The organism is Embleya sp. NPDC005575 (assembly GCF_040605455.1).
Classification (GTDB): domain Bacteria; phylum Actinomycetota; class Actinomycetes; order Streptomycetales; family Streptomycetaceae; genus Embleya.
Genome location: NZ_JBEXCV010000027.1, coordinates 53,924 through 73,066 on the forward strand (window position 1 = coordinate 53,924; position 19,143 = coordinate 73,066).

At 69.6% G+C, this 19,143-nt stretch carries 17 protein-coding genes; 10 read left to right on the forward strand and 7 right to left on the reverse strand.

What is annotated here, in order from left to right:
• Positions 1–159 precede the first annotated feature (159 nt).
• Positions 160–570 (forward strand): VOC family protein, encoded by a 411-nt coding sequence (locus ABZS54_RS12340; RefSeq protein WP_355533923.1) that lies wholly within the window; start codon positions 160–162, stop codon positions 568–570.
• A gap of 513 nt (positions 571–1,083) precedes the next feature.
• Here ABZS54_RS12340 and ABZS54_RS12345 read toward each other — a convergent pair.
• The gene (locus ABZS54_RS12345; RefSeq protein WP_355533925.1) at positions 1,084–1,944 is read right to left on the reverse strand and encodes an SDR family oxidoreductase; all 861 of its coding nucleotides are present in this window, start codon (positions 1,942–1,944) and stop codon (positions 1,084–1,086) included.
• Between the two features lie 175 nt (positions 1,945–2,119).
• Here ABZS54_RS12345 and ABZS54_RS12350 point away from each other — a divergent pair, with 175 nt between their 5' ends.
• On the forward strand, positions 2,120–2,521 hold the full coding sequence (locus ABZS54_RS12350; RefSeq protein ID WP_355533927.1) for a helix-turn-helix domain-containing protein: 402 nt from the start codon (positions 2,120–2,122) through the stop codon (positions 2,519–2,521).
• Between the two features lie 169 nt (positions 2,522–2,690).
• Here the strand turns inward: ABZS54_RS12350 and dnaE are convergent, their stop codons facing one another.
• Together dnaE and ABZS54_RS12360 are read right to left on the reverse strand one after the other, a co-directional pair.
• Complete coding sequence (gene dnaE, locus ABZS54_RS12355) at positions 2,691–6,239, reverse strand: DNA polymerase III subunit alpha (RefSeq protein ID WP_355533929.1); 3,549 nt, start codon at positions 6,237–6,239, stop codon at positions 2,691–2,693.
• A gap of 322 nt (positions 6,240–6,561) precedes the next feature.
• Positions 6,562–6,837, reverse strand: coding sequence for a DUF2277 domain-containing protein (locus ABZS54_RS12360; RefSeq protein ID WP_355533931.1), 276 nt, complete (start codon positions 6,835–6,837; stop codon positions 6,562–6,564).
• A 410-nt stretch (positions 6,838–7,247) separates the two neighbouring features.
• Between ABZS54_RS12360 and ABZS54_RS12365 the strand changes: the two genes are divergently transcribed.
• Both ABZS54_RS12365 and ABZS54_RS12370 read left to right on the forward strand, forming a co-directional pair.
• Positions 7,248–8,240: a PP2C family protein-serine/threonine phosphatase gene (locus ABZS54_RS12365; RefSeq protein WP_355533933.1), complete on the forward strand. Its 993-nt coding sequence runs from the start codon at positions 7,248–7,250 to the stop codon at positions 8,238–8,240.
• Positions 8,241–8,594: 354 nt separating this feature from the next.
• Positions 8,595–9,821 carry an LLM class flavin-dependent oxidoreductase gene (locus tag ABZS54_RS12370; protein ID WP_355533935.1) on the forward strand — a complete coding sequence of 409 codons (1,227 nt, stop codon included), beginning with the start codon at positions 8,595–8,597 and terminating at the stop codon, positions 9,819–9,821.
• A gap of 169 nt (positions 9,822–9,990) precedes the next feature.
• On the opposite strand, the gene ABZS54_RS12375 is transcribed toward ABZS54_RS12370, so the two are convergent.
• Complete coding sequence (locus tag ABZS54_RS12375; RefSeq protein WP_355533937.1) at positions 9,991–10,674, reverse strand: DedA family protein; 684 nt, start codon at positions 10,672–10,674, stop codon at positions 9,991–9,993.
• 211 nt (positions 10,675–10,885) lie between these two features.
• On the opposite strand from ABZS54_RS12375, the gene ABZS54_RS12380 reads away from it, so the two are divergent.
• From ABZS54_RS12380 to ABZS54_RS12390, 3 genes are all read left to right on the forward strand, one after another.
• A complete protein-coding gene (locus ABZS54_RS12380; RefSeq protein WP_355533938.1) occupies positions 10,886–11,422 on the forward strand; it encodes a hypothetical protein in 537 nt (178 codons plus the stop codon).
• Between the two features lie 81 nt (positions 11,423–11,503).
• Positions 11,504–12,652 (forward strand): CapA family protein, encoded by a 1,149-nt coding sequence (locus tag ABZS54_RS12385; RefSeq protein WP_355533940.1) that lies wholly within the window; start codon positions 11,504–11,506, stop codon positions 12,650–12,652.
• A gap of 222 nt (positions 12,653–12,874) precedes the next feature.
• Positions 12,875–14,155, forward strand: a complete 1,281-nt coding sequence (locus ABZS54_RS12390) for an MFS transporter (RefSeq protein WP_355533942.1) — start codon at positions 12,875–12,877, stop codon at positions 14,153–14,155.
• A 54-nt stretch (positions 14,156–14,209) separates the two neighbouring features.
• On the opposite strand, the gene ABZS54_RS12395 is transcribed toward ABZS54_RS12390, so the two are convergent.
• Positions 14,210–14,686 (reverse strand): GNAT family N-acetyltransferase, encoded by a 477-nt coding sequence (locus tag ABZS54_RS12395; protein WP_355533944.1) that lies wholly within the window; start codon positions 14,684–14,686, stop codon positions 14,210–14,212.
• Between the two features lie 58 nt (positions 14,687–14,744).
• On the reverse strand, positions 14,745–15,185 hold the full coding sequence (locus ABZS54_RS12400) for a nuclear transport factor 2 family protein (RefSeq protein ID WP_355533946.1): 441 nt from the start codon (positions 15,183–15,185) through the stop codon (positions 14,745–14,747).
• Between the two features lie 222 nt (positions 15,186–15,407).
• Here ABZS54_RS12400 and ABZS54_RS12405 point away from each other — a divergent pair, with 222 nt between their 5' ends.
• Entirely contained in the window at positions 15,408–16,517 is a 1,110-nt protein-coding gene (locus tag ABZS54_RS12405; protein ID WP_355533948.1) for a trypsin-like peptidase domain-containing protein, read from the forward strand.
• 174 nt (positions 16,518–16,691) lie between these two features.
• Positions 16,692–17,594, forward strand: coding sequence for an RDD family protein (locus tag ABZS54_RS12410; protein ID WP_355533950.1), 903 nt, complete (start codon positions 16,692–16,694; stop codon positions 17,592–17,594).
• Positions 17,595–17,619: 25 nt separating this feature from the next.
• On the opposite strand, the gene ABZS54_RS12415 is transcribed toward ABZS54_RS12410, so the two are convergent.
• Positions 17,620–17,811 (reverse strand): ferredoxin, encoded by a 192-nt coding sequence (locus tag ABZS54_RS12415; RefSeq protein ID WP_355533952.1) that lies wholly within the window; start codon positions 17,809–17,811, stop codon positions 17,620–17,622.
• 307 nt (positions 17,812–18,118) lie between these two features.
• On the opposite strand from ABZS54_RS12415, the gene ABZS54_RS12420 reads away from it, so the two are divergent.
• The coding region (locus tag ABZS54_RS12420; RefSeq protein WP_355533954.1) for a serine/threonine-protein kinase at positions 18,119–19,143 on the forward strand (1,025 nt) is incomplete at its 3' end.

Consider the following 19,143-nt stretch of genomic DNA (forward strand, 5'->3'; position numbering starts at 1 on the left):
ACGGCGGGTACGTCCGTCCGCGCCGGCCGCACTGCCCGCTGCCGCGCCGTCATGCGATTCGTCGCACCGCCCGTGCCCGGCTCTTCGTGTGCCGGGTCGGCCGGGAGTCCAGCAGTTTTGGATAAGTTTGCGGGTGGGGCGGTCGCTAGCGTTGGGGTCATGTTCAACGCCATCGCACAATCGCAGATATACGTCCTCGACCAGGACGAGGCCCTCGACTTCTATGTCGGCAAGCTCGGGTTGGAGGTTGTCGCCGACGTCGACATGGGATTCATGCGTTGGTTGACCGTCGGTGTTCCCGGGCAGCCGGAGCGGCAGGTTCTGTTGGAGCGGCCGGGGGCTCCGGCGATGTCCGAGGAGACCGCGCAGCAGGTTCGGGAACTCGTGACCAAGGGGGCGATGGGTGGCTGGCTGATCTTCCACACGGCCGACTGCCGCAAGACGTACGAGACGCTGCTGGCCAAGGGCGTGGAGTTCACCGAGGAGCCCACCGAGCGTCCGTACGGCGTCGACTGTGGGCTTCGCGACCCCTTCGGCAACCGGATCCGGTTCACCCAACCGAAGTCCTGAACCAACCCGTCGCCGCTTGCGGCTCGACGGAGGCGGAGGTCGCCGCGGACGCCGTGGCCGTGGCTGCGGCCGGTCGGGCCAGGCCAGGGCGTCCGCGCGATCGACCAGGGTCGGCCTCGACGATGCGTTCTTCGTGGATGTGCGTCACGGGAATTCTCCGGTCGGAATAGGGCCTTCGACGCGGTGCGCGCCCACTCCGAGCCTGCCCGACGGGTGTCGCCGGGTCTTGAAGATCCTTGCGCGGGGGTGCCCGAGCGCACGTGCGCGGGTCGGCGGATTCGCGGGCGCTGCTGTCGGACCTCGCGCGTAACGTGAAAAAGGTGCTGTCCTTCGTCGAACTCGTCGCCCGGCCCACATTCGCGGTGAGCGCGGTGACGTGTCGTGGGGATCACCGACGCTGGGCGGCGCCGGACGGGAACCGATCCCACGACCTCCGCAACGCCCCGAGCGCCCCCGGCGCGGCTCGATGCCGTGCCCGGGGGCGCTTCCTCGTTGCCCGAGTCGAGTGTCCGGTCAGCCCTTCAGGGCTGCCGCGACGGTGTCCGCGAGCGGCGTGGTCGGGCGGCCGAGCAGACCGGACAGGTCGCCGGTGATGCCTTCGAGCGCGCCGGCGGCGACCTGCAGGTCGGCGTCCACGAGCAACTCGACGAGGAACGGCGGGAGGCCGACGTCGCCGAGGATCCCGGAGTACTGCTCGGCCGGCAGGTTCGCGTACGCGACCTCCTTGCCGGACTGCTTCGCCGCCTCGGCGGCCAGCTCGGCCAGGCTCCAGTTGGTGTCGCCGGTGAGCTCGTACACCTTCCCGGCCTGGTCGTCGCTCAGCAGCACGACGGCTGCGGCCTCGGCGTAGTCGGCGCGTGAGGCGGACGCGATCCGACCCTCGCCCGCGGAGCCCGCGACCGCACCGCGCTCGACGGCGCCGGCCAGCGAGCCGGTGTAGTTCTCGGTGTACCAGCCGTTGCGCAGCAGCACGGTGGGCAGGCCGGTGGCGGCGATCCGGGCCTCGGTGTCGCGGTGCACCCGGGACAGGCCGAGCGGGCTCTCGCTCGCGGCGTAGACCGAGGTGTAGAGCAGCTGCCCGACCCGGGCCTCGGCGGCGGCGGCGACCGCGGCGGTGTGCTGCGCGATCCGGTCCGCCTCGGGGCCGTTGGAGGACACGAACAGCAGCTTGTCCGCACCGGTGAAGGCCGGTACCAGCGTCTCGGGCCGGGTGTAGTCCGCCTCGCGTACCTCGACTCCGCGGGCCGCGATGTCGGCGGCCTTGGCCGGCGTCCGTACCGCCGCGACGATCTCCGAGGCCGGCGTGCCGCGCTCCAGGAGGGCGTCGATGACGAGGCGGCCGAACTGCCCGGTGGCTCCGGTGACGACGATCATGACGAGTTCCTTTCCTCCGCGCCGAACCCGTCGTCCGGTCGCTACCCAAACGATGGCACTAACTTTTCGAAAGCGCAAGCTTTTGGAGAGTGCAGTACTTTCGAAAGTGCTGACTCGGAGGTAGCCTCGATGCATGCAGATGCAGCCGCAGACGCAGACGACGAAGGGGGCAGCGATGGAAACCGTGACCGAGACCGGGCCGGACCCGACCCCGGAGTTCGAGTTCGACGTGTTCGCGAAGGCGTGCGTCTCGCGGGCGGCCATGGAGCACATCACCGGCCGCTGGGGCGTGCTGGTCCTGGGCGGGCTGCACGACGGCCCGATGCGTTTCAACGCGCTGCGCCGTCGGATCGACGGGGTCAGCGAGAAGATGCTGTCGCAGACCCTTCAGGCCCTGGAGCGGGACGGATTCGTGCTTCGCGAGGTGCACAGCGCGATCCCGCCCCGGGTCGAGTACACGCTCACCGGGCTGGGCACCGCGACGGCGGCCAAGCTGCTCGATCTGATCAAGCACCTGGAGGGCCACATGGCACAGGTGCTGGCTGCGCGCGAGGAGTACGACCGGGCGCACGCCTGAGCGCGGCGCGCTTGAGAGCCGCGTGCTTGGGCGCCGCCCGCCCGAGTGCCGCCCGCCCGGTGGACGGCACTGGAAGCGACCGAGGGGTCGGGGTCACGAGACGCACTCTCGTGGCCCGACCCCTCGTCGGCGGTCCGGAGCATCCGATCCGGCGGGTCCGTGGCCCGGCTCAGATGCTCCAGACCCCCGCGCCCAGCATCGACTTGATCTCGCCCGCGAGGCCACCCTCCGGGTTGACCCGGAAGTCGAGGTTGTAACGGGTTCGCATGCGCGCGCTCTCCAGGATCAGGTGCACCGGGTTGTCCCCCGGGTGCGAGGAGAGCACCCGCTTGATGTCCTTCACCAGCTTCTCGTTGACCTTGGTGGTGGGCAGCCGCAGGCACACCGGAGCCTTGCCGCCGTGTTCGGCCGAACCGATGTCCAACGGCACCAGCTCCGAGCCGAACACGCTCAGCGCGCCGTCGCGTTCGTTGAGCCGGCCCTTGATGCTGACCGCGACGTCCTCCTCCAGCGCGTGCGCGACCAGCGTGTACGACTGCGGGAAGAACAGCACCTCGATCTCGCCGTCGTGGTCGGCGAGGTTGATCATCGCCCACGGCGAACCGCTCTTGTTGACCTTGCGCTGAATGCCGGTGATCAGGCCCGCGAGCTGCACCTGGCCCTCGGTGCGGCCGGAGTTCTTCAGCTCGGTGATCGAGGTGTCGCGATGCCGGGACAGGATGTGCTCGGCGCCGTCGAGGGGGTGCGCCGAGACGTACAGGCCGAGCATCTCGCGCTCGGTGGCCAGCTTGAGCTTGCGCGGCCACTCCTGGTCGGTGAGCGTGAAGTCGAGGCCGACGGCCGGTTCCGCAGCGGCCTCGTCGCCACCGCCGAACAGGTCGTACTGACCCGCCGCCTCCTGCTTCTTCAGGCCCACCACGGCGTCCAGGGCCTGCTCGTGCACGTCGACCAGGGCCCGGCGGGTGTGCCCGAGCGCGTCGAACGACCCGGCCTTGACCAGCGATTCGACCGCGCGCTTGTTGCAGGCGGGCAGACCGATCTTGGTCAGGAAGTCGGCGAAGGAGTTGAACTTCCCCTTGCTCGTGCGTGCTTCGACGATGTCGTTGATGACGTTGTCGCCCACGTTGCGGATCGCCCGCAGGCCGAACCGCACATCGGAGCCGACGGCGGTGAAGTCGGCCACGGACTCGTTGACGTCGGGCGAGAGCACCCGGATGCCGGCCGACCTGGCATCGGCCAGGTACATGCCCATCTTGTCCTTTTCGTCGCCCACCGAGGTGAGCAGTGCGGCCATGTACTCGGCCGGGAAGTTCGCCTTGAGATAGGCCGTTTGGTAGGACACCAGGCCATATGCGGCGGAGTGCGACTTGTTGAACGCGTAGCCGGCGAACGGGACCAGTACGTCCCACACCGCCTGAATCGCCTCGTCGCCGTAGCCGCGTTCGCGGCAACCCGCCTGGAACGGGATGAATTCCTTCTCCAGGACTTCCTTCTTCTTCTTGCCCATCGCGCGGCGGAGCAGGTCGGCCTGGCCCAGGCTGTAGCCGGCCAACACCTGCGCGGCACGCTGCACCTGCTCCTGATACACGATCAGGCCGTAGGTGGGGCCCAGGACTTCGTTGAGCGGCTTCTCCAACTCCGGGTGGATCGGCGTGATCTCCTGCTGCCCGTTCTTGCGCAGCGCGTAGTTGATGTGCGAGTTCATGCCCATCGGGCCGGGCCGGTACAGCGCGGAGACCGCGGAGATGTCCTCGAACTCGGTCGGTTTCATCAGCTTGAGCAGCGCGCGCATGGGGCCGCCATCGAGCTGGAACACGCCCAACGTGTCGCCGCGGGAGAGCAGTTCGAAGGTGGTCGGGTCGTCGAGCGGGATCTTCTCGATGTCGACGTCGACGCCGCGGTTGGCCTTGATGATCTTGATGGCGTGATCGATGATGCCCAGGTTCCGCAGACCCAGGAAGTCCATCTTGACCAGACCCATCGACTCACACGACGGGTAGTCGAAGCCGGTGATGATCACGCCGTCCTTGTCCCGCCGATGCAGCGGGATCAGGTCGATCAGCGGGGTCGAGGACAGGATCACCGCGGCGGCGTGCACGCCGGTGCCGCGGGTCAGGCCCTCGATGCCGCGCGCGGTGTCGATCACCATCTTCACTTCGGGGTCGGACTCGTACAGCGCGCGAATCTCGCCGGCCTCGGTGTAGCGCGGGTGGTCCTTGTCGAACATGCCCGCCAGCGGCATCGACTTGCCCATGATGTCCGGCGGGTACGCCTTGGTGATCCGGTCGCCGGTCGCGAACGGAAAGCCCAGGATCCGGCTGGAGTCCTTGATCGCGGCCTTGGCCTTGATCGTGCCGAAGGTGTTGACCTGCGCGGTGTAGGCCGAGCCGTACTTATCGGTGACGTAGCGCACCATCTGGTCGCGCTGGCGGTCGTCGAAGTCGATGTCGACGTCCGGCGGGTTGATCCGCTCCGGGTTGAGGAAGCGCTCGAACAGCAGGTCGTAGTCGAGCGGATTCAGGCCGGTGATTCCGGTGAGGTAGGCCACCATCGACCCGGCCGCCGAGCCTCGGCCGGGGCCGACGGGGATGCCGTTGTCCCGGGCGTACCGGCAGATGTCGGCGACCACGAGGAAGTAGGAGTCGAAGCCCATGGGCGTGATCACGCCCATCTCCAACTCGATCCGGTCCAGCACCTCCTGGCTCGGGTTGTCGCCGAACCGGTGCTTCAGGCCCGCGGTGATCTTCTTGCGCAGGTACGTCGCCTGCGTCTCGCCCTCCGGGACGTCGAACTGCGGCATCCGGTTGACCTCGGCGAACACCTCGTCGTAGGGCTGGATGCGCTCCGCGATGGCCAGCGTGTTGTCGCACGACTCGGGCAGCTCGCCGAACAGCCGGCGCATTTCGTCCGAGGTCTTGATGTAGTAGCCGGTGCCCGCGAACTTGAACCGGTTCGGGTCGGCCTTGTTCTTGCCCACGCCCACGCACAGCAGCGAGTCGTGCGCGTCGGCCTGGTCCTCGGTGACGTAGTGCGAGTCGTTGGTGGCCAGGAGCGGGATGTTCAGCTCCTTGGCGATCCGCAGCAGGTCCTGACGCACCGTGCGCTCGATGTCGAGGCCGTGGTCCATCAGTTCCAGGAAGTAGTTCTCCTTGCCGAAGATGTCCTGGTACGCGGAGGCCGCCTTGACCGCCTCGTCGTACTGACCCAGGCGCAACCGGGTCTGCACCTCGCCGGACGGGCAACCCGTGGTGGCGATGATGCCCTCGTGGTGCTGCGCGATCAGCTCGCGGTCCATCCGGGGCTTCATGTAGTAGCCCTCGATGGATGCCAGGCTGGAGAGCCGGAACAGGTTGCGCAGGCCCTGCGCGTTCTCCGCCCACATCGTCATGTGGGTGTACCGGCCGCCACCGGAGACGTCCTTGCCGCCCTCGCCGTCCTCGCTCGGTGCGCGCTTGCCGCCGGGCGCCCAGAACTCGGGGCGGCGGGCGTGCCGGGTGCTGGGGGCGACGTACGCCTCGATGCCGATGATCGGCTTGACGCCGTGCTTCTTGGACGTGCCCTGGAACTCGTAGGCGCCGAACATGTTGCCGTGGTCGCTCATGGCCACCGCCGGCATGCCCTGACGGGCCACCTCGGCGAACAGCTTGTCGTTCTTCGCCGCTCCGTCCAGCATCGAGTATTCGGTGTGGACATGCAGGTGAACGAACGAGTCAGACACGGTGTGTGAGGCTCCTCGGAGGGGGCGGCGGGGACCATCCACCATAACGCGGCGGAGGCTGGCAACCGGGTGTCCGAGGTAGGTGTCCGCGGCCGCCGGCGAAGGCTTTTCCGAGTCGTTTCCGAGCGGTATCCGAGTGGCCCCACAGTGGCCTGCGAAGCGGTCTATGCGGTTGTTTGTGGGAGTTTGCGGGTCCGCGGTGCGGCTTTTGCGGAGTGCCGCGCGGGTTGTCGCGTCGGCTGTCGCGTCGGGCTGTCGTGGGACCTCGGCGGGCGCCGGTGGGGGCTCGGGGGAGGGCCTCGGCGGGGGCCTGCGCGGGCGTCTACGCGGGGGTTTGCGTGGCGGCTCGGGCGGCGGCTTCGCGGCGACGCAGCGGGGGGAGGGTGGGGGGTGGTTGGCGGCGCTCGGGGAGTTCGGCGAGCAGCACCTTCGTCGCCTCGGCGATCGCTGCCACGGCGCGCTCGACGGCCTCCTCGGTGCGGGGTGACGTGGTCTGCACGCCACCTACTTTGCGGACGTATTGACGGGCGGCGGCTTCGATCTCCACGTCGGTGGCGGCGGGGTCGAGTCCGCGGAGCGTCGTGATGTTTCGGCACATACCTTTCAGGCTAGGCGGGCCGGCCGACACACACGCGGCGCTGCCGTCACCAGTGTGCCGAGTCGACCTTGGCCGGCCTGCGGCCTGCTTGTCCTCAAGCGCCGGACGGGCTGGGTTTGGTGGGTTGGTGGTTCGGGCTGCGGGGGGTTGGGCGTGGGTCGGGCGGCCTGCGGCCTGTTTGTCCTCAAGCGCCGGACGGGCTGGGTTGACGGCCCCTCGTGGGTCGGGCGGCCTGCCGGCCTGCTTGTCGTCAAGCGCCGGACGGGCTGGGTTTGGTGGGTTGGTGGTTCGGGCTGCGGGGGGTTGGGCGTGGTGGGCTCGGGGAGGGTGCGTGTTCGGCTCGGTGGCCGTTGCCTTGTGGGGGTTCGGGCGTTGGGCCTGGTGTGGGTCGGAGCGTGGAGGAGTGGCGGATGGGCACGGTCGGTGCGGGGCCCGGGCGGCTGCTGGTTTCTTCGGGGACGCGTGACCACCGTTACGACCCCGCGACCGCCTGGCGGGTGTATCAGGGTGAGGACGGCAGCCTCACGGTCAGCACGGACGCGTGGCAGGAGGATTCGCACACGCTGATGGCGATCCGCACCGACTGGTACGCCGACGCCGCAGCGGCCTCGGCGGCGGGCGGGATGCCGCCGGACGTGGCCGGCCGGGTCACCCGGGCGTTGGGCACCGAGCCCGTCGCGCCGCCGCCGTACCGTGACTTCGCCGAGGCGTTTCGCGCGGGCGTCACACCGACTCATCCGGAGCCGGTGCCGGGCCTGGAGCTGGCCGTGCGGCACCGACCCGCACAGGACGAGTTCGGTGTGGGCGGCGACTGGTACGACGTCTTCACGCTGGACGACGGCCAGGTCGCGCTGGTGGTCGGCGACGTCCAGGGCCACGGCGCGAGCACCGCGCCGATCATGGCCAGGATTCGCACCCTGCTGCACGCGTACGCGGTGGTCACTCCCGACCCCGGCCGGGCGCTCGGGCTGGTGAACGACTTCCTGGACCGCTTTCCAGGTCCCGCGTACGCCACCTGCACGCTGGCCTACCTGGACCCGGCGACCGGCAGCCTGCGGGTCGCGCGCGCCGCGCATCCGCCGCTGCTGCTCGCCGACCCCGCCGGGACGCCGCGGATCGAGGACGTCGAGGGCGGGCTGCCGCTGGGCATGCTGCCCGATCAGGGCTATCCGTGCACGACGCTGACCGTGGCTTGCGGGGAGACCCTGGTCCTGGTCACCGACGGACTGGTCGAGGGCCCGCAGTTGGCGCTGGACCGGGGCATGGAACGACTCGCGCACCGCTTCGAGCGCAGCCGGGGCCTGGATCTGGAGGCGACCGCGGAGCGCTTGTTCAAACTCGCCGACCTGACCGGTCACCGGGACGACGTGACGCTGTTGCTGGCGCGGACGAAGGAGGGTTGACCGCGCCGCATTTTCCTGCGTCGCATCGATCTCGGGTAAGGGCGGCGATTGTCGACCGCCCCTCGATTTCGGGCCGACCGGTGTATTCCCACGCGTTTGTGGGCCGCTTCCGCCGCATCGGAGCAGACAGAGGTGTCGCGGGCCACAAAGGGCCGTTCCCCTGGAAGTTCCGCCTTTGGCGCGGGAGGATCTGACTATGCGTCAGCTCGATGTCCTGGGCGACGCCTGGCATCTGACGTGACGTTAGCCACGTGTAAACAAAGTTCCGGCCGACGCTCGCATACTGTCCCGTACGCAGACCTCATACAGGCGTATGCAGCGCTGGTTGAACCAGGCGATTTTGGGAGGCTCCACGTGGAGTTCGGCATCTTCCTGAACGGGTACACCCCCGGTCCGGCCGCTCACGATCGCGCGAGCGAGCACCTCGTGCTCATGCGCGAGTTGGAATTGGCCATCAAGGCCGACAAGCACAACTGGAAGTACGCCTGGTTCGGCGAGCACCACGGTCTGGTCGAGTACAGCCACATGTCGGCTCCCGAGGTCGCCATCGGTTACGTCGCGGCCAAGACCGAGCGCATCCACCTGGCGACCGGCATCAACAGCCTGTCGCCGCGCAAGGAGCACCCGGTCCGCTACGCCGAGCGCGCCGCGATGATGGACCACATCACCGAGGGTCGCTTCGAGTGGGGCACCGGCCGCGGTGCGGGCAGCCACGAGATGGCCTCATTCAACATCATGGACAAGAACTCGACGAAGACCGAGTGGGACGAGGTCATTCGCGAGATCCCCCGGATGTGGGCGCAGACGGACTACACGTTCGAGGGCGACCACTTCACGGTGCCGACCCCGCACGACATCCACCCGAAGCCGTACGGCGAGTCGCACCCGCCGATCTGGGTGGCCTGCGGCAACCCGGCCACCTTCGGCAAGGCCGGCTCGATGGGCATCGGCGCGATCGCGTTCAACTTCGAACCGGTCTACAACCTCAAGGGCCGCATCGAGGCCTACAAGGAAGCCGCCGAGAACCCGGTCGAGATCGTCGGCGACTACCAGAACAACAACGTGATGATGACGAACGCCGTCATCTGTCTGTCCGACCGCAAGCGCGCTCGCGAGATCGCGCTCAGCAAGGGCCGCGGCTACCTGGTCACCCTGGTGAACCTGTACCACGACACCATGCCGAAGTCGGCGGACGCGATCACCTGGCCGTCGCCCACGTTCGACCTCTCGATGGGCGGCGACGAGCTGCTGGACCAGCTGATCGAGGGCGGCTTCATGCTCGTCGGCACCCCGGAAGAGGTGTGCGAGCAGGTCAAGGCGTACCAGGAGGTGGGCTGTGACCAGCTCGTCTTCGGCATCAACGACGGTATGACGCACGAGGAGAACCTCGAGATGCTCGAGCTCTTCGGCAACCAGGTGATCCCCGAGTTCGACAAGGACCCGGAGCACTCGACCACCAAGTACCGTCGCAACGCGGTGCCGAAGTTCGGTCGTTTCCAGGGCGCGGGCCCGGACCCCGACCTCAAGGTCGAGGTGCTCCCGACGAGCGCGGTGCTGCCGCTTCCCTACCCCTCGGCGTAATCCGGGCGGGCATTGAAGAGGTCCGAGGCCATCGGGGGAAATCCCGGTGGCCTCGCGCATTTTGACGGGAAGTCAGCCCGGCGGCGGGTCGTTTCAACCGGGTGTTCGCCTCGGCCACGCCCGCCCGGTGTGATCTTCCAGAGGATGCTCATGGAATAACCGTGCGCCCTCACGTGGCGTGAGGTTCAAGCTCCTCGTGCGATTCGTCGCCGGGATGCCCGCCCTTGCCCTTGCCGGCGCGCCGCTTGCGTCGATTGCGGGCGCCGAGGACGCGCCGGGTGACCTCGACCAGCACGGTGATCAGCGCGGCGGTGGCCAGGCCCACGCCGATGCCCTTGATCGGGCTGTCCTTGAATGCGGTCCCGCCCCAGAATCCCAGCATCACGCCGTAGATCGACCAGGTCAGGCCCGCGATCGCGGTGAACACCCGAAACCGCGCGAGCGGATACTCGACCATGCCCGCCACCAGCGAGACCGCGGTTCGGCCGCCGGGGATGTACCGGCCGACCACGATCATCGCGCCGCCGCGTCGGGTCAGCCAGCGTTCCGCCTGTTTTCTGGCTCGCCGGCCGCGCTCGCCGCTGAGCATGTGCCGATTCGCGAACGGCTCGGCCCAGCGGCCGATCGCGTAGGTGATGTTGTCGCCGAGGAAGGCACCGAGCGCGCCGGCCAGGATCAGCAGGAAGAGATTGGGCGAGAAGCCGGTGACCGTGGCGAACACACCGCATGCGATCAGCGCGCTCTCGCTCGGCAGGATCGGCAGCATCGCGTCCAGGAGCGCGGTGAGGAAGACGATCAGGTAGGCCCAGGGGGAGCCCGCGAAGGACATGATCGGGTCGAACCACGCGTCCACGGTCACTCCCTCGCAGGTGTCCCACAACCGGTCTGCGGCCGACTCGGACGATTGTTCGGTGTGGCCGCCTGTTTCGGCGGCTACCCACCGAAAGCACAAACAAGGCACCGTGCGCCGATCGGTCGAACGTCTGTCAGGCTTGATCCCTTCGACTCGACCTCTCATTCGAGACGGATCATTCGACGCACACGAACAACGCGAGGGACGTGGCATGGACGCCGTTCACGAAGGTCTGGACGCCGTGCGGGCGGAGCTGGTCGGCCTCGATCGCCCCGTGGTGCGCCTACTGGAGCCGGGCCTGCCGGCCGAGGCTGTGCGTACCAGGGTGGGCGCCGCGGTGCCCGCCGAGCTGGTCTCCTGGTTCGGCTGGGCGGACGGCACCCGCGAGGAGCCGGACCAACTGGTGGACGAGGCATCGTTCATACCCGGCTACGTGCTGGTCAGCCTGGCGGAGGCAATGGAGTTCCGGGACGAGGTCGAGATGGACCAGCCGGAGGGCGTGCAGTGGCTGCCGCTGCTGGTGTCGCCGGCAGCCGACTTCTACGCGGCGGTCTGGGACGGCTCGGACGTGCAGGTGGCGAGCTACGTGCAGGGCGCGGACGAGCCGATGGTGTACTCGTCGATCCCGCTGATGTTGCGCACGGTCACCGAGAGTTTCCGGACCGGAGCCTTCGAGGTGGACGAGGAGGGCTACTTCGACATGCATCCCGAGCTCTGCGACCGGGTCTACGAGGCTCTGAACGGCTGAAACGTTGCACGCGGGTGAGGTAATTCACGTCACGTTCGGTCGTACGTACGGGCGCGTACGTCGCTGGGCTACCTTGTCCGCGTGCATATACCCCGCCGCCGGACCGTCGCGCTCGGCCTCGCTCCGCTGCTGATCGCCGGTCTCGCCTCGTGTGGGTTGTTGTCCGATTCCCAGGACTCGTCGGGCAAGACCAAGAACGCCGCGGACGCGAATCCGGTGGTCGGTACGGGCGGCTCCTCGGCGGCGCCGGGCGCCGGGTCCGCGCCACCGTCGGCTCCGGCCGCACCGGGCACCGAGATCTCCGTCGCGTTCGCGGGTGACGTGCACTTCTTCGAGCGCACCGTGCCACGCCTGAACGCGGGCGCCGAGGGTGCGCTCGGCCCGATCGGCAAGACGCTCGAGGCAGCCGATCTGGCGATGGTCAACCTGGAGAGCGCGATCACCGAGCGCGGCACGCCGGAGAACAAGACGTACCACTTCCGGGCCCCGGCAAAGGCGCTGACCGAGCTCAAGGCGGTCGGGATAGACGCGGTCAGCATGGCCAACAACCACGCCGTGGACTACGGCAAGGTCGGCCTGGAGGACTCGGTCGCCGCGGTGCAGAACCCGCCGATAGGCGTGGCCGGCATCGGCAAGGACGCGGCGCAGGCGTACCGCCCGGTGATCCGGGAGGCGAAGGGCGTCAAGGTCGCGTTCCTGGCCGCGAGCCAGGTGCAGGACATCACCAACCAGCTCTACCAGGCCGGGCCGAACAAGCCCGGGATCGCCACCGCACTGCAGACCGACCGGCTGGTGCAGGCCGTGCGGGACGCGAAGAAGCAGGCCGACGTGGTGATCGTGTACATGCACTGGGGCATCGAGGGCGACAAGTGCCCGAGCGCGGACCAGAAAAGTGTGACCCGCAAGCTCGCGGACGCGGGCGCGGCGGCCATCCTGGGCACTCACGCGCACGTCATGCAGGGCGCCGGCTGGTTGGGCGACACCTACGTGGGCTACGGCTACGGCAACTTCCTCTGGTACGGCACGTCCCCGTACCCGAACTCGAACGACACCGGCGTGGCGACGCTGACCATAAAGGACGGCAAGGTCGTCGGCGAGAAGTTCACTCCGGCCTCGATCGACAAGCGCGGGGTGCCGATGCCGGTGACCGGCGTCGAGTCCAGGCGCATCCTGGACCGCCGGGAGACACTGCGCCCGTGCACCGGATTGGCCGCGGCGCCGAAGAAATAGCCCGCGCGGGCTCGCCGGCGAAGCGGGTCCGGGTCGCTCGCACGGACCGGAAACGCGCCGGCCGGGGCCCGGGTGCGCTTGGTAGGTTGGCGGCATGTTCCTCCTCTGCGCGTAGGACCGCCCCGACCGGGCCCCGTCGACGGGGGGCCGGTCGTTTCGGCGTCCACGCAGGCTTTCGGCGCGGCCCGGCCGTGCCGACTTCGCGGAGGAATTTCCGACACTGTGGCTGCCAAGCCCTCTTCCGTTCCTGCCGACGCGCGCTCCGCGTCGGCACCCTCCTATGCCGCCGTGCTGCGGATTCCCGGCGCCCGACGGGCGTTCGGGGCCGCGTTGGTGGGACGACTGTCCTACGGGATGGTCGCGCTGTCGTTGTTGTTGGCGGTCAAGGCCGGCACCGGGTCGTACGCGGTGGCGGGCACCGTGATGGCGCTGTTCGGGGCGACCAGCGTGTTCCTGTCGCCGGCCCGGGCCGCGCTGGTCGACCGGTACGGGCCGCGGCGGGTGTTGCCGCCGCTGGTCGCGGTGTACGCGACGTTGCTGGTCACGATCGCGGTGGCGACCTGGCGGCCGGGGGTCTCCGGGCCGTTGCTGGGGATCGCGGTCGCGGCGGCCGGGGCCTGTACGCCGCCGGTCGGGCCGGTGATGCGGGCGTTGTGGAGCGAGCTGGCCCCCGACCGCGACCTGTTGCAGCGCGCGTACAGCCTGGACGGGGTGGCCGAGGAGATCCTGTTCGCGTTCGGGCCGTTGCTGGTGGGTGTGCTCGTGGGCGTGGCGCCCGCGGCGGCCGGGGTGGCGGTGAGCGCGGGGCTGATCACGGTCGGGACGCTCGCGCTGGTGTCGTCGCCGGCGGTGGGCCGATCGGAGGGCCGGGCCGCGGGGCCGGCCGCGCACGGGTCCGCAGCGACGCCGGCGCCGACTCGAACCGGCCTGTGGCGGGCGGTGGTTGCCGCCGCCGGGGTGGGCCTGTGTCTGGGCGCCATCGACCTGCTCGCGGTCGCGTTCGCCGACGAGCGGGGGCGGTCGGCGGCGGTGGCCTGGATCCTGGCCGCGCTCTCGATCGGCAGCGCGATCGGCGGTCTGGCGCACGGCGCGGTGTCCTGGCGGATCCCGTCCGACCGCCGACTGCCGCTGCTCGCGCTCGGCCTGGGCCTGTCCCTGGCCGCCGCCGGCCTGTCGCCGAACCTCTGTGTCCTGGCCGCGGCGGCCGGGTTCACCGGCCTGTTCGTGGCGCCGGCGATCACCACGGCCTACCTGTTGGCCGACGCCTGCGCCACCGCGAACACCCGGACCAGGGTCGGCGCGTGGGTCAACACCGCGCTCAACGCCGGCGCCTCGGGCGGCACCGCGGCCACCGGCCTGCTGATCGACCGGGCACCGCTTCCCGTGGTCTTCGCGGCAGCCGGCCTACCGGCCCTGGCAGCCGCCGCGAGCACGGGCATCCGGCCCGGAAGGGCGCCGCGCCGGCCCGGGGCGGCAGTGGAGACTCCGACGGTCGCCTCGTGACGGCGCGGTTCACCCACGGTGCGTCCGTACCGGGGCGGGTCGAAGTGCTCGGGGTCAGGCGCCGGCCAGCCGGGCCAATGGTTCGCCGGTGAGGCGGTAGCCGAGCCATTCGGGTTCGGGGGCTGCGTCCAGGGAGTCGTAGAAGGCGATGCTCGGGGTGTTCCAGTCGAGGACGGCCCATTGGAGGCGGGCGTAGCCTCGGGCGGTGCAGATTCCGGCCAGGTGCTTCAGGAGAGCCCTGCCATGGCCGGCGCCCCGGGCTTCCTGGCGGACGTACAGGTCTTCGAGGTAGATCCCGTGCACACCCTCCCAGGTGGAAAAATTCAGGAAATACAGGGCGAAGCCGGCCGTCTCGCCGCTCGTGTCGTCCTCGGCGATCAGTGCGAAGGCCGCCGGGTTCGGGCCGAACAGGGCCGTGTGCAACTGGGCCTCGGTGGCCTTGACCTCGTGCAGCAACTTCTCGTAGTCGGCGAGTTCGCGGACGAGGGTGTGGATGGCGGGGATGTCGGCTGTGGTGGCTTCGCGGATCATGCCTCGAAGCTACCTCCACCCCGCCGGGCCGCTCCGCGGGTTTTCGGGTCCGGGGACCCTATGCCGTCGGCGCCACATACATGTAGGACTTCTCCTCGCTGCGCGAGGAGATCCGCCACTCGCCGTCCACGCGCGTGAAGGTGTCGAGGTACCACAGGCCGCAGAACATCACCGGGCCGGGCGTCTCGTCGTCCTCGCCCTTGAAGACCATCGGGTTGTGGCACATGGTGCGGCCGGTGGCGGTGTCCCCGTCGACGGTGATCGACGAGTTCGAGATCAGGTGTTGATAGGCGCCGAAGCCCGGCATCACCGAGGCCAGGAACTCCTTGGTCTCCTTCAGGCCGCCCTTGGAGCCGCCCATCGCCGAGTAGTCGATGTGCGCGTCGGCGGTGAACACCGCGTCCAGCGCGTCCCAGTCGCCCGTGTCCACGGCGTGCGAGTACCGGACCATCAGGTCCTGGATCTCCATCCGGTCCGAGATCTCCTGAAGCGTCAGCATGTGCGTGCCCACCCTCTCCGGCGCTGCGGCGTCGTTCCGTGTTCGTGGACGACGTGAGGGGCCAACTTGACATGAACAAACACATGGCGAAAGAGGCATGGCCTCGGCGGGACGGTGAAAAGTCCGATCCCGGGGTTAGTACGAAGAATGCTCGGGGGACCCGCCCCGGTATCGGCAACCGGGCCGTCGCCGGCGGCAGCCGCCGAACCTCAGGGAGACATCGTGGGCACGACGACGCGGCGACGGGTCACGGTCGCGCTGACGGCCGCTGCGGTGGTGCTGGGCGGGCTGAGCGCGTGCAGCGACGACAACGGCCCGAGGGAGAGTTCGAGCCCGAGCAGCGGCCATGCCACCGGGAACATCACGTCCGGCTCGACCACCCCGAGCAGCCCTCCCGCGAACGACCTCCAAACGCAGTACCAGCAGGTGGTGCGCAACGTGCTGCCCTCGGTCGTGCAGATCACCACGCAGAGCGGTCTGGGCTCCGGGGTTGTCTACGACGACAAGGGCAACATCGTCACGAACGCGCATGTGGTCGGCCAGGCCACCACGTTCGAGGTGACCCTCCCGAACGCGAGCAAGCCGATCACCGCCAAACTCGTCGCCGCCTTCGCCCCGGACGACCTCGCGGTGATCCGCCTCGACAGCCCGCCCGCCGACCTCAAGCCCGCCCGGTTCGCCGATTCGAGCAAGCTCCAGGTCGGCCAGATCACCATGGCCATGGGCAATCCGCTGGGCCTGGACTCCAGCGTCACCGAGGGCATCGTCTCGGCCATCGGCCGCACCGTCAGCGAGCCGCAGACCTCCGGCTCGTCGGGTGCGACCATCTCCAGCGCGATCCAGACCTCGGCCGCGATCAACCCGGGCAACAGCGGCGGTGCGCTGGTCGACCTGGAGAGTCAGGTGATCGGCATCCCGACCCTGGCCGCGACCGACCCGGAGACCGACGGCGGCGCGGCCTCGGGCATCGGTTTCGCCATCCCGGCCAACACGGTCAAGTCGATCACCGACCAGATCATCAAGAACGGCAAAGTGGATAACTCGGGCAAAGCCGCGCTGGGCGTCACGGTGCGCACCGTGGCCGGTTCGAGCAGCCGGGCCACCGGCGTCGGCGTGGTCTCCGTCCAGGACGGCGGCGCCGCCGAGGCCGCGGGCATCCAGCAGGGCGACGTGATCACCTCCATCGACGACCAGCCGATCACCGATGTCGCGGCCCTGTCCGAGGTACTGGGCGGCAAGCAGCCCGGCGACCAGGTCAAGGTGAGCCTGATGCGCGCCCGCGACGGCGGCAAAGCCACCGTGGACGTGACCCTGGGCGAGCTCAAGGGCTGATCGCACCGCCTCGAATCACGTTCCGAATTCCTCCGTCGATCCGACGGAAGGGACGATCTGCGCGATAACGTCCAGCTCATGACGATCCCTCAGCCTCCACGCGGGCCAGGGTCGCCGTACGGGGACCAACCATCCGTCGACGGTGATCCACACCTTTCCTGGCACCAACCGCCGGTGACCGCATCGCCCCTGATCCCGGATCAGGGGCAACCACCCGCACCACAGCCGGGGTACCCGCAGCCCGCTGCCCAGCCGTACCCGACGCCGCCGGCGGCCGGCTCCGACGAACTCCCGCTCGCGTCCCGGACCATGCGGCTGATCGCCCGCACCACGGACTACCTGCTCACCACCGCGCTCGTGCTGCCGCTGTGGTTCCTGGCCTACCACTACCTCCAGACCAAGGCCGCGGATCTGCCCACCAAGGTGGTCCGCACCGCGTTCCTGGACGTCGTGTTCGGCCGGGCCGGCGAGGCCCAACGCGCGCCGCTGGAGGCGGTGGACGGCCTGTGGGGCACCACCAAGACGCTGTTGCTCCTGCTGATCCTCGCGCACCTGCTGGTGCCCGCCCTCTACGACTGGCTCATGCACGCCCGGTTCGGTCGCACGCTGGGCAAGATCATGGTCGGCGCGAAGGTGGTCCCGGTGGGCACGTCGGCGCAAGCGGTCCGCGGCCGGGTGCCGGTCGGCGCGTGGCGGGCGGCCCGACGCACCCTGGTGGCCGTGGTGGTGCCCTGGGCCGCGCTGTTGCTCACCTGGTACGAGGTCGCGCTGCGCCAGTGGGGTACGGCGGGCCTGTTCGCGTTGCTGACCCTGATCGGCTTCCTGGACCCGCTGGCCGTGCTCGGCCCGCGTCGACGCACGTGGCACGACCGGACCGCGGGCACCGTCGTGGTGAACGTCAAGCTGCTCGCCCGGGGTTGGTCGGCCACCCGCAACGCGTCCACGGCGGTGGTCCAGGGGGCCCGCGGCGCGTCCGGCATGGTGGCCCAAGGCGCCCGCGGCGCACGCGACCGGTGGCAGTCGAGCCGAACCACCGGGGCCCGGCCCCGGGACCCGAACCGGCCCGGGGAGGGGTGACGCCCCGCCCCGGCCCGGCTCGGCGTCACTCCTGGATCGAGATGGCTCGGGTCGGACAGACCCGGGCCGCCTCCTCCATCTGCGGCCGCAACTCCTCGCCCGGGTTCTCGTTCAGGATGTAGAGGAAGTTGTCATCCCGAACCTCGAACACCTCGGGTGCCTCGGCCATGCAGAGTGCGTTGCTCTTGCACTTGTCGAAGTCGACGACGATCTTCACGTTGGCCCTTCGGTCGTGGAAGCGGTGCGATGCGGCGATACCTCGAAGCGGTGCGGGACGACCGCGGTTCGAGCCGGAGTGACCCGGTGGCCGCACCGCCCGACCCGCGAACCGTCGTCCCACGCCGAGGCGTTGCCGTCCTCGGCGCAACCGTTGGCCTATCACGCACCCCCTCGGGTAAGGCGAGCCTTTTCGCCCGAACGGGGAACCAGCCGGTGCCCTGGGAAGGTCACAAGACCGGATGAGAGGATTCCATCCCGGTACGGCCGCAGCCGCGGGCCGGCGAACCAACACGGGAGGCACGTCCATGACGGCCGATGGCGGCGCCGAGATACGTTCGTTGCGTCCGGGCGATCCGCAGCACATCGGACCCTTCCGGATCACCGGCAGACTCGGCGCGGGCGGAATGGGCGCGGTGTACGCGGGCCTCGACGGCTACGAACGCCGGGTCGCGGTCAAGGTGGTGCACGCGCAGTACGCCGACGACCCCGAATTCCGGGCCCGCTTCACGCGCGAGGTCAACCTGCTGCGCGCGATCAAGGGCACGTGTACGACGCCGGTGCTCGACGCCGATGTCGACGCCGAGACACCGTGGTTCGCGACCGAGTACGTTCCGGGGCCGACCCTGGACGTGCGGGTCAACCAGGGCGGCCCGATGCGCGGCGACGAGCTGATGGGCCTCGCGACCGGTCTCGCCGAAGCGCTCGTCGCGCTGCACGACGCGGACGTGATCCACCGCGACCTCAAACCGCAGAACATCATCTGCTCGCCCGCCGGACCGCGCGTGCTCGACCTGGGTATCGCCCGGTCCATGGAGGACAGCGGGCTGACCCGCACCGGCATGATGATCGGCTCGCCGGCGTGGATGAGCCCGGAACGCTTCAAGGGCCACGACAGCACCCCCGCCGCCGACGTGTACGCGTGGGCCATGTTGATCACCTACGCCGCCACCGGAGTGATCCCGTTCGGCACCGGCGCACCCGAGGTGGTCGCGCTGCGCGTGCTCCAGGAGGAGGCCGACCTGTCCGGCGTGCCGGACGTACTGCGCCTGATCGTCAAGCGGGCCTCCGACAAGGAACCGCACTACCGGCCGCACGCCCGCGAGTTGCTGGCCTCGGTCACCCACGTGTGGCGCGGCGCGCTCGGCAACGCCGTGGCACCCTCGCTCGACCCGGTCGCGGATGCCACGTCGCTGATCGGGCAGTTGTGGACGACGCCCGCGTCCGGCGGTCCCTGGCAGGTGCAGCAGAACCAACAGCAGCAGGCGCCGCAGCCCCCGCAGCCGCGGGTGTACGAGCCACCGCGCGGTCCCGCGCGCTCGGGCGGCACCGC

Excerpts from the sequence above, each read along its gene's own strand:
- ABZS54_RS12395 (WP_355533944.1), bottom strand. The coding sequence starts at position 14,686 with ATGATCCGCGAAGCCACCACAGCCGACATCCCCGCCATCCACACCCTC.
- ABZS54_RS12365 (WP_355533933.1), top strand. The coding sequence starts at position 7,248 with ATGGGCACGGTCGGTGCGGGGCCCGGGCGGCTGCTGGTTTCTTCGGGG.
- ABZS54_RS12340 (WP_355533923.1), top strand. The coding sequence starts at position 160 with ATGTTCAACGCCATCGCACAATCGCAGATATACGTCCTCGACCAGGAC.
- ABZS54_RS12400 (WP_355533946.1), bottom strand. The coding sequence starts at position 15,185 with ATGCTGACGCTTCAGGAGATCTCGGACCGGATGGAGATCCAGGACCTG.
- ABZS54_RS12350 (WP_355533927.1), top strand. The coding sequence starts at position 2,120 with ATGGAAACCGTGACCGAGACCGGGCCGGACCCGACCCCGGAGTTCGAG.
- ABZS54_RS12345 (WP_355533925.1), bottom strand. The coding sequence starts at position 1,944 with ATGATCGTCGTCACCGGAGCCACCGGGCAGTTCGGCCGCCTCGTCATC.
- ABZS54_RS12360 (WP_355533931.1), bottom strand. The coding sequence starts at position 6,837 with ATGTGCCGAAACATCACGACGCTCCGCGGACTCGACCCCGCCGCCACC.
- ABZS54_RS12380 (WP_355533938.1), top strand. The coding sequence starts at position 10,886 with ATGGACGCCGTTCACGAAGGTCTGGACGCCGTGCGGGCGGAGCTGGTC.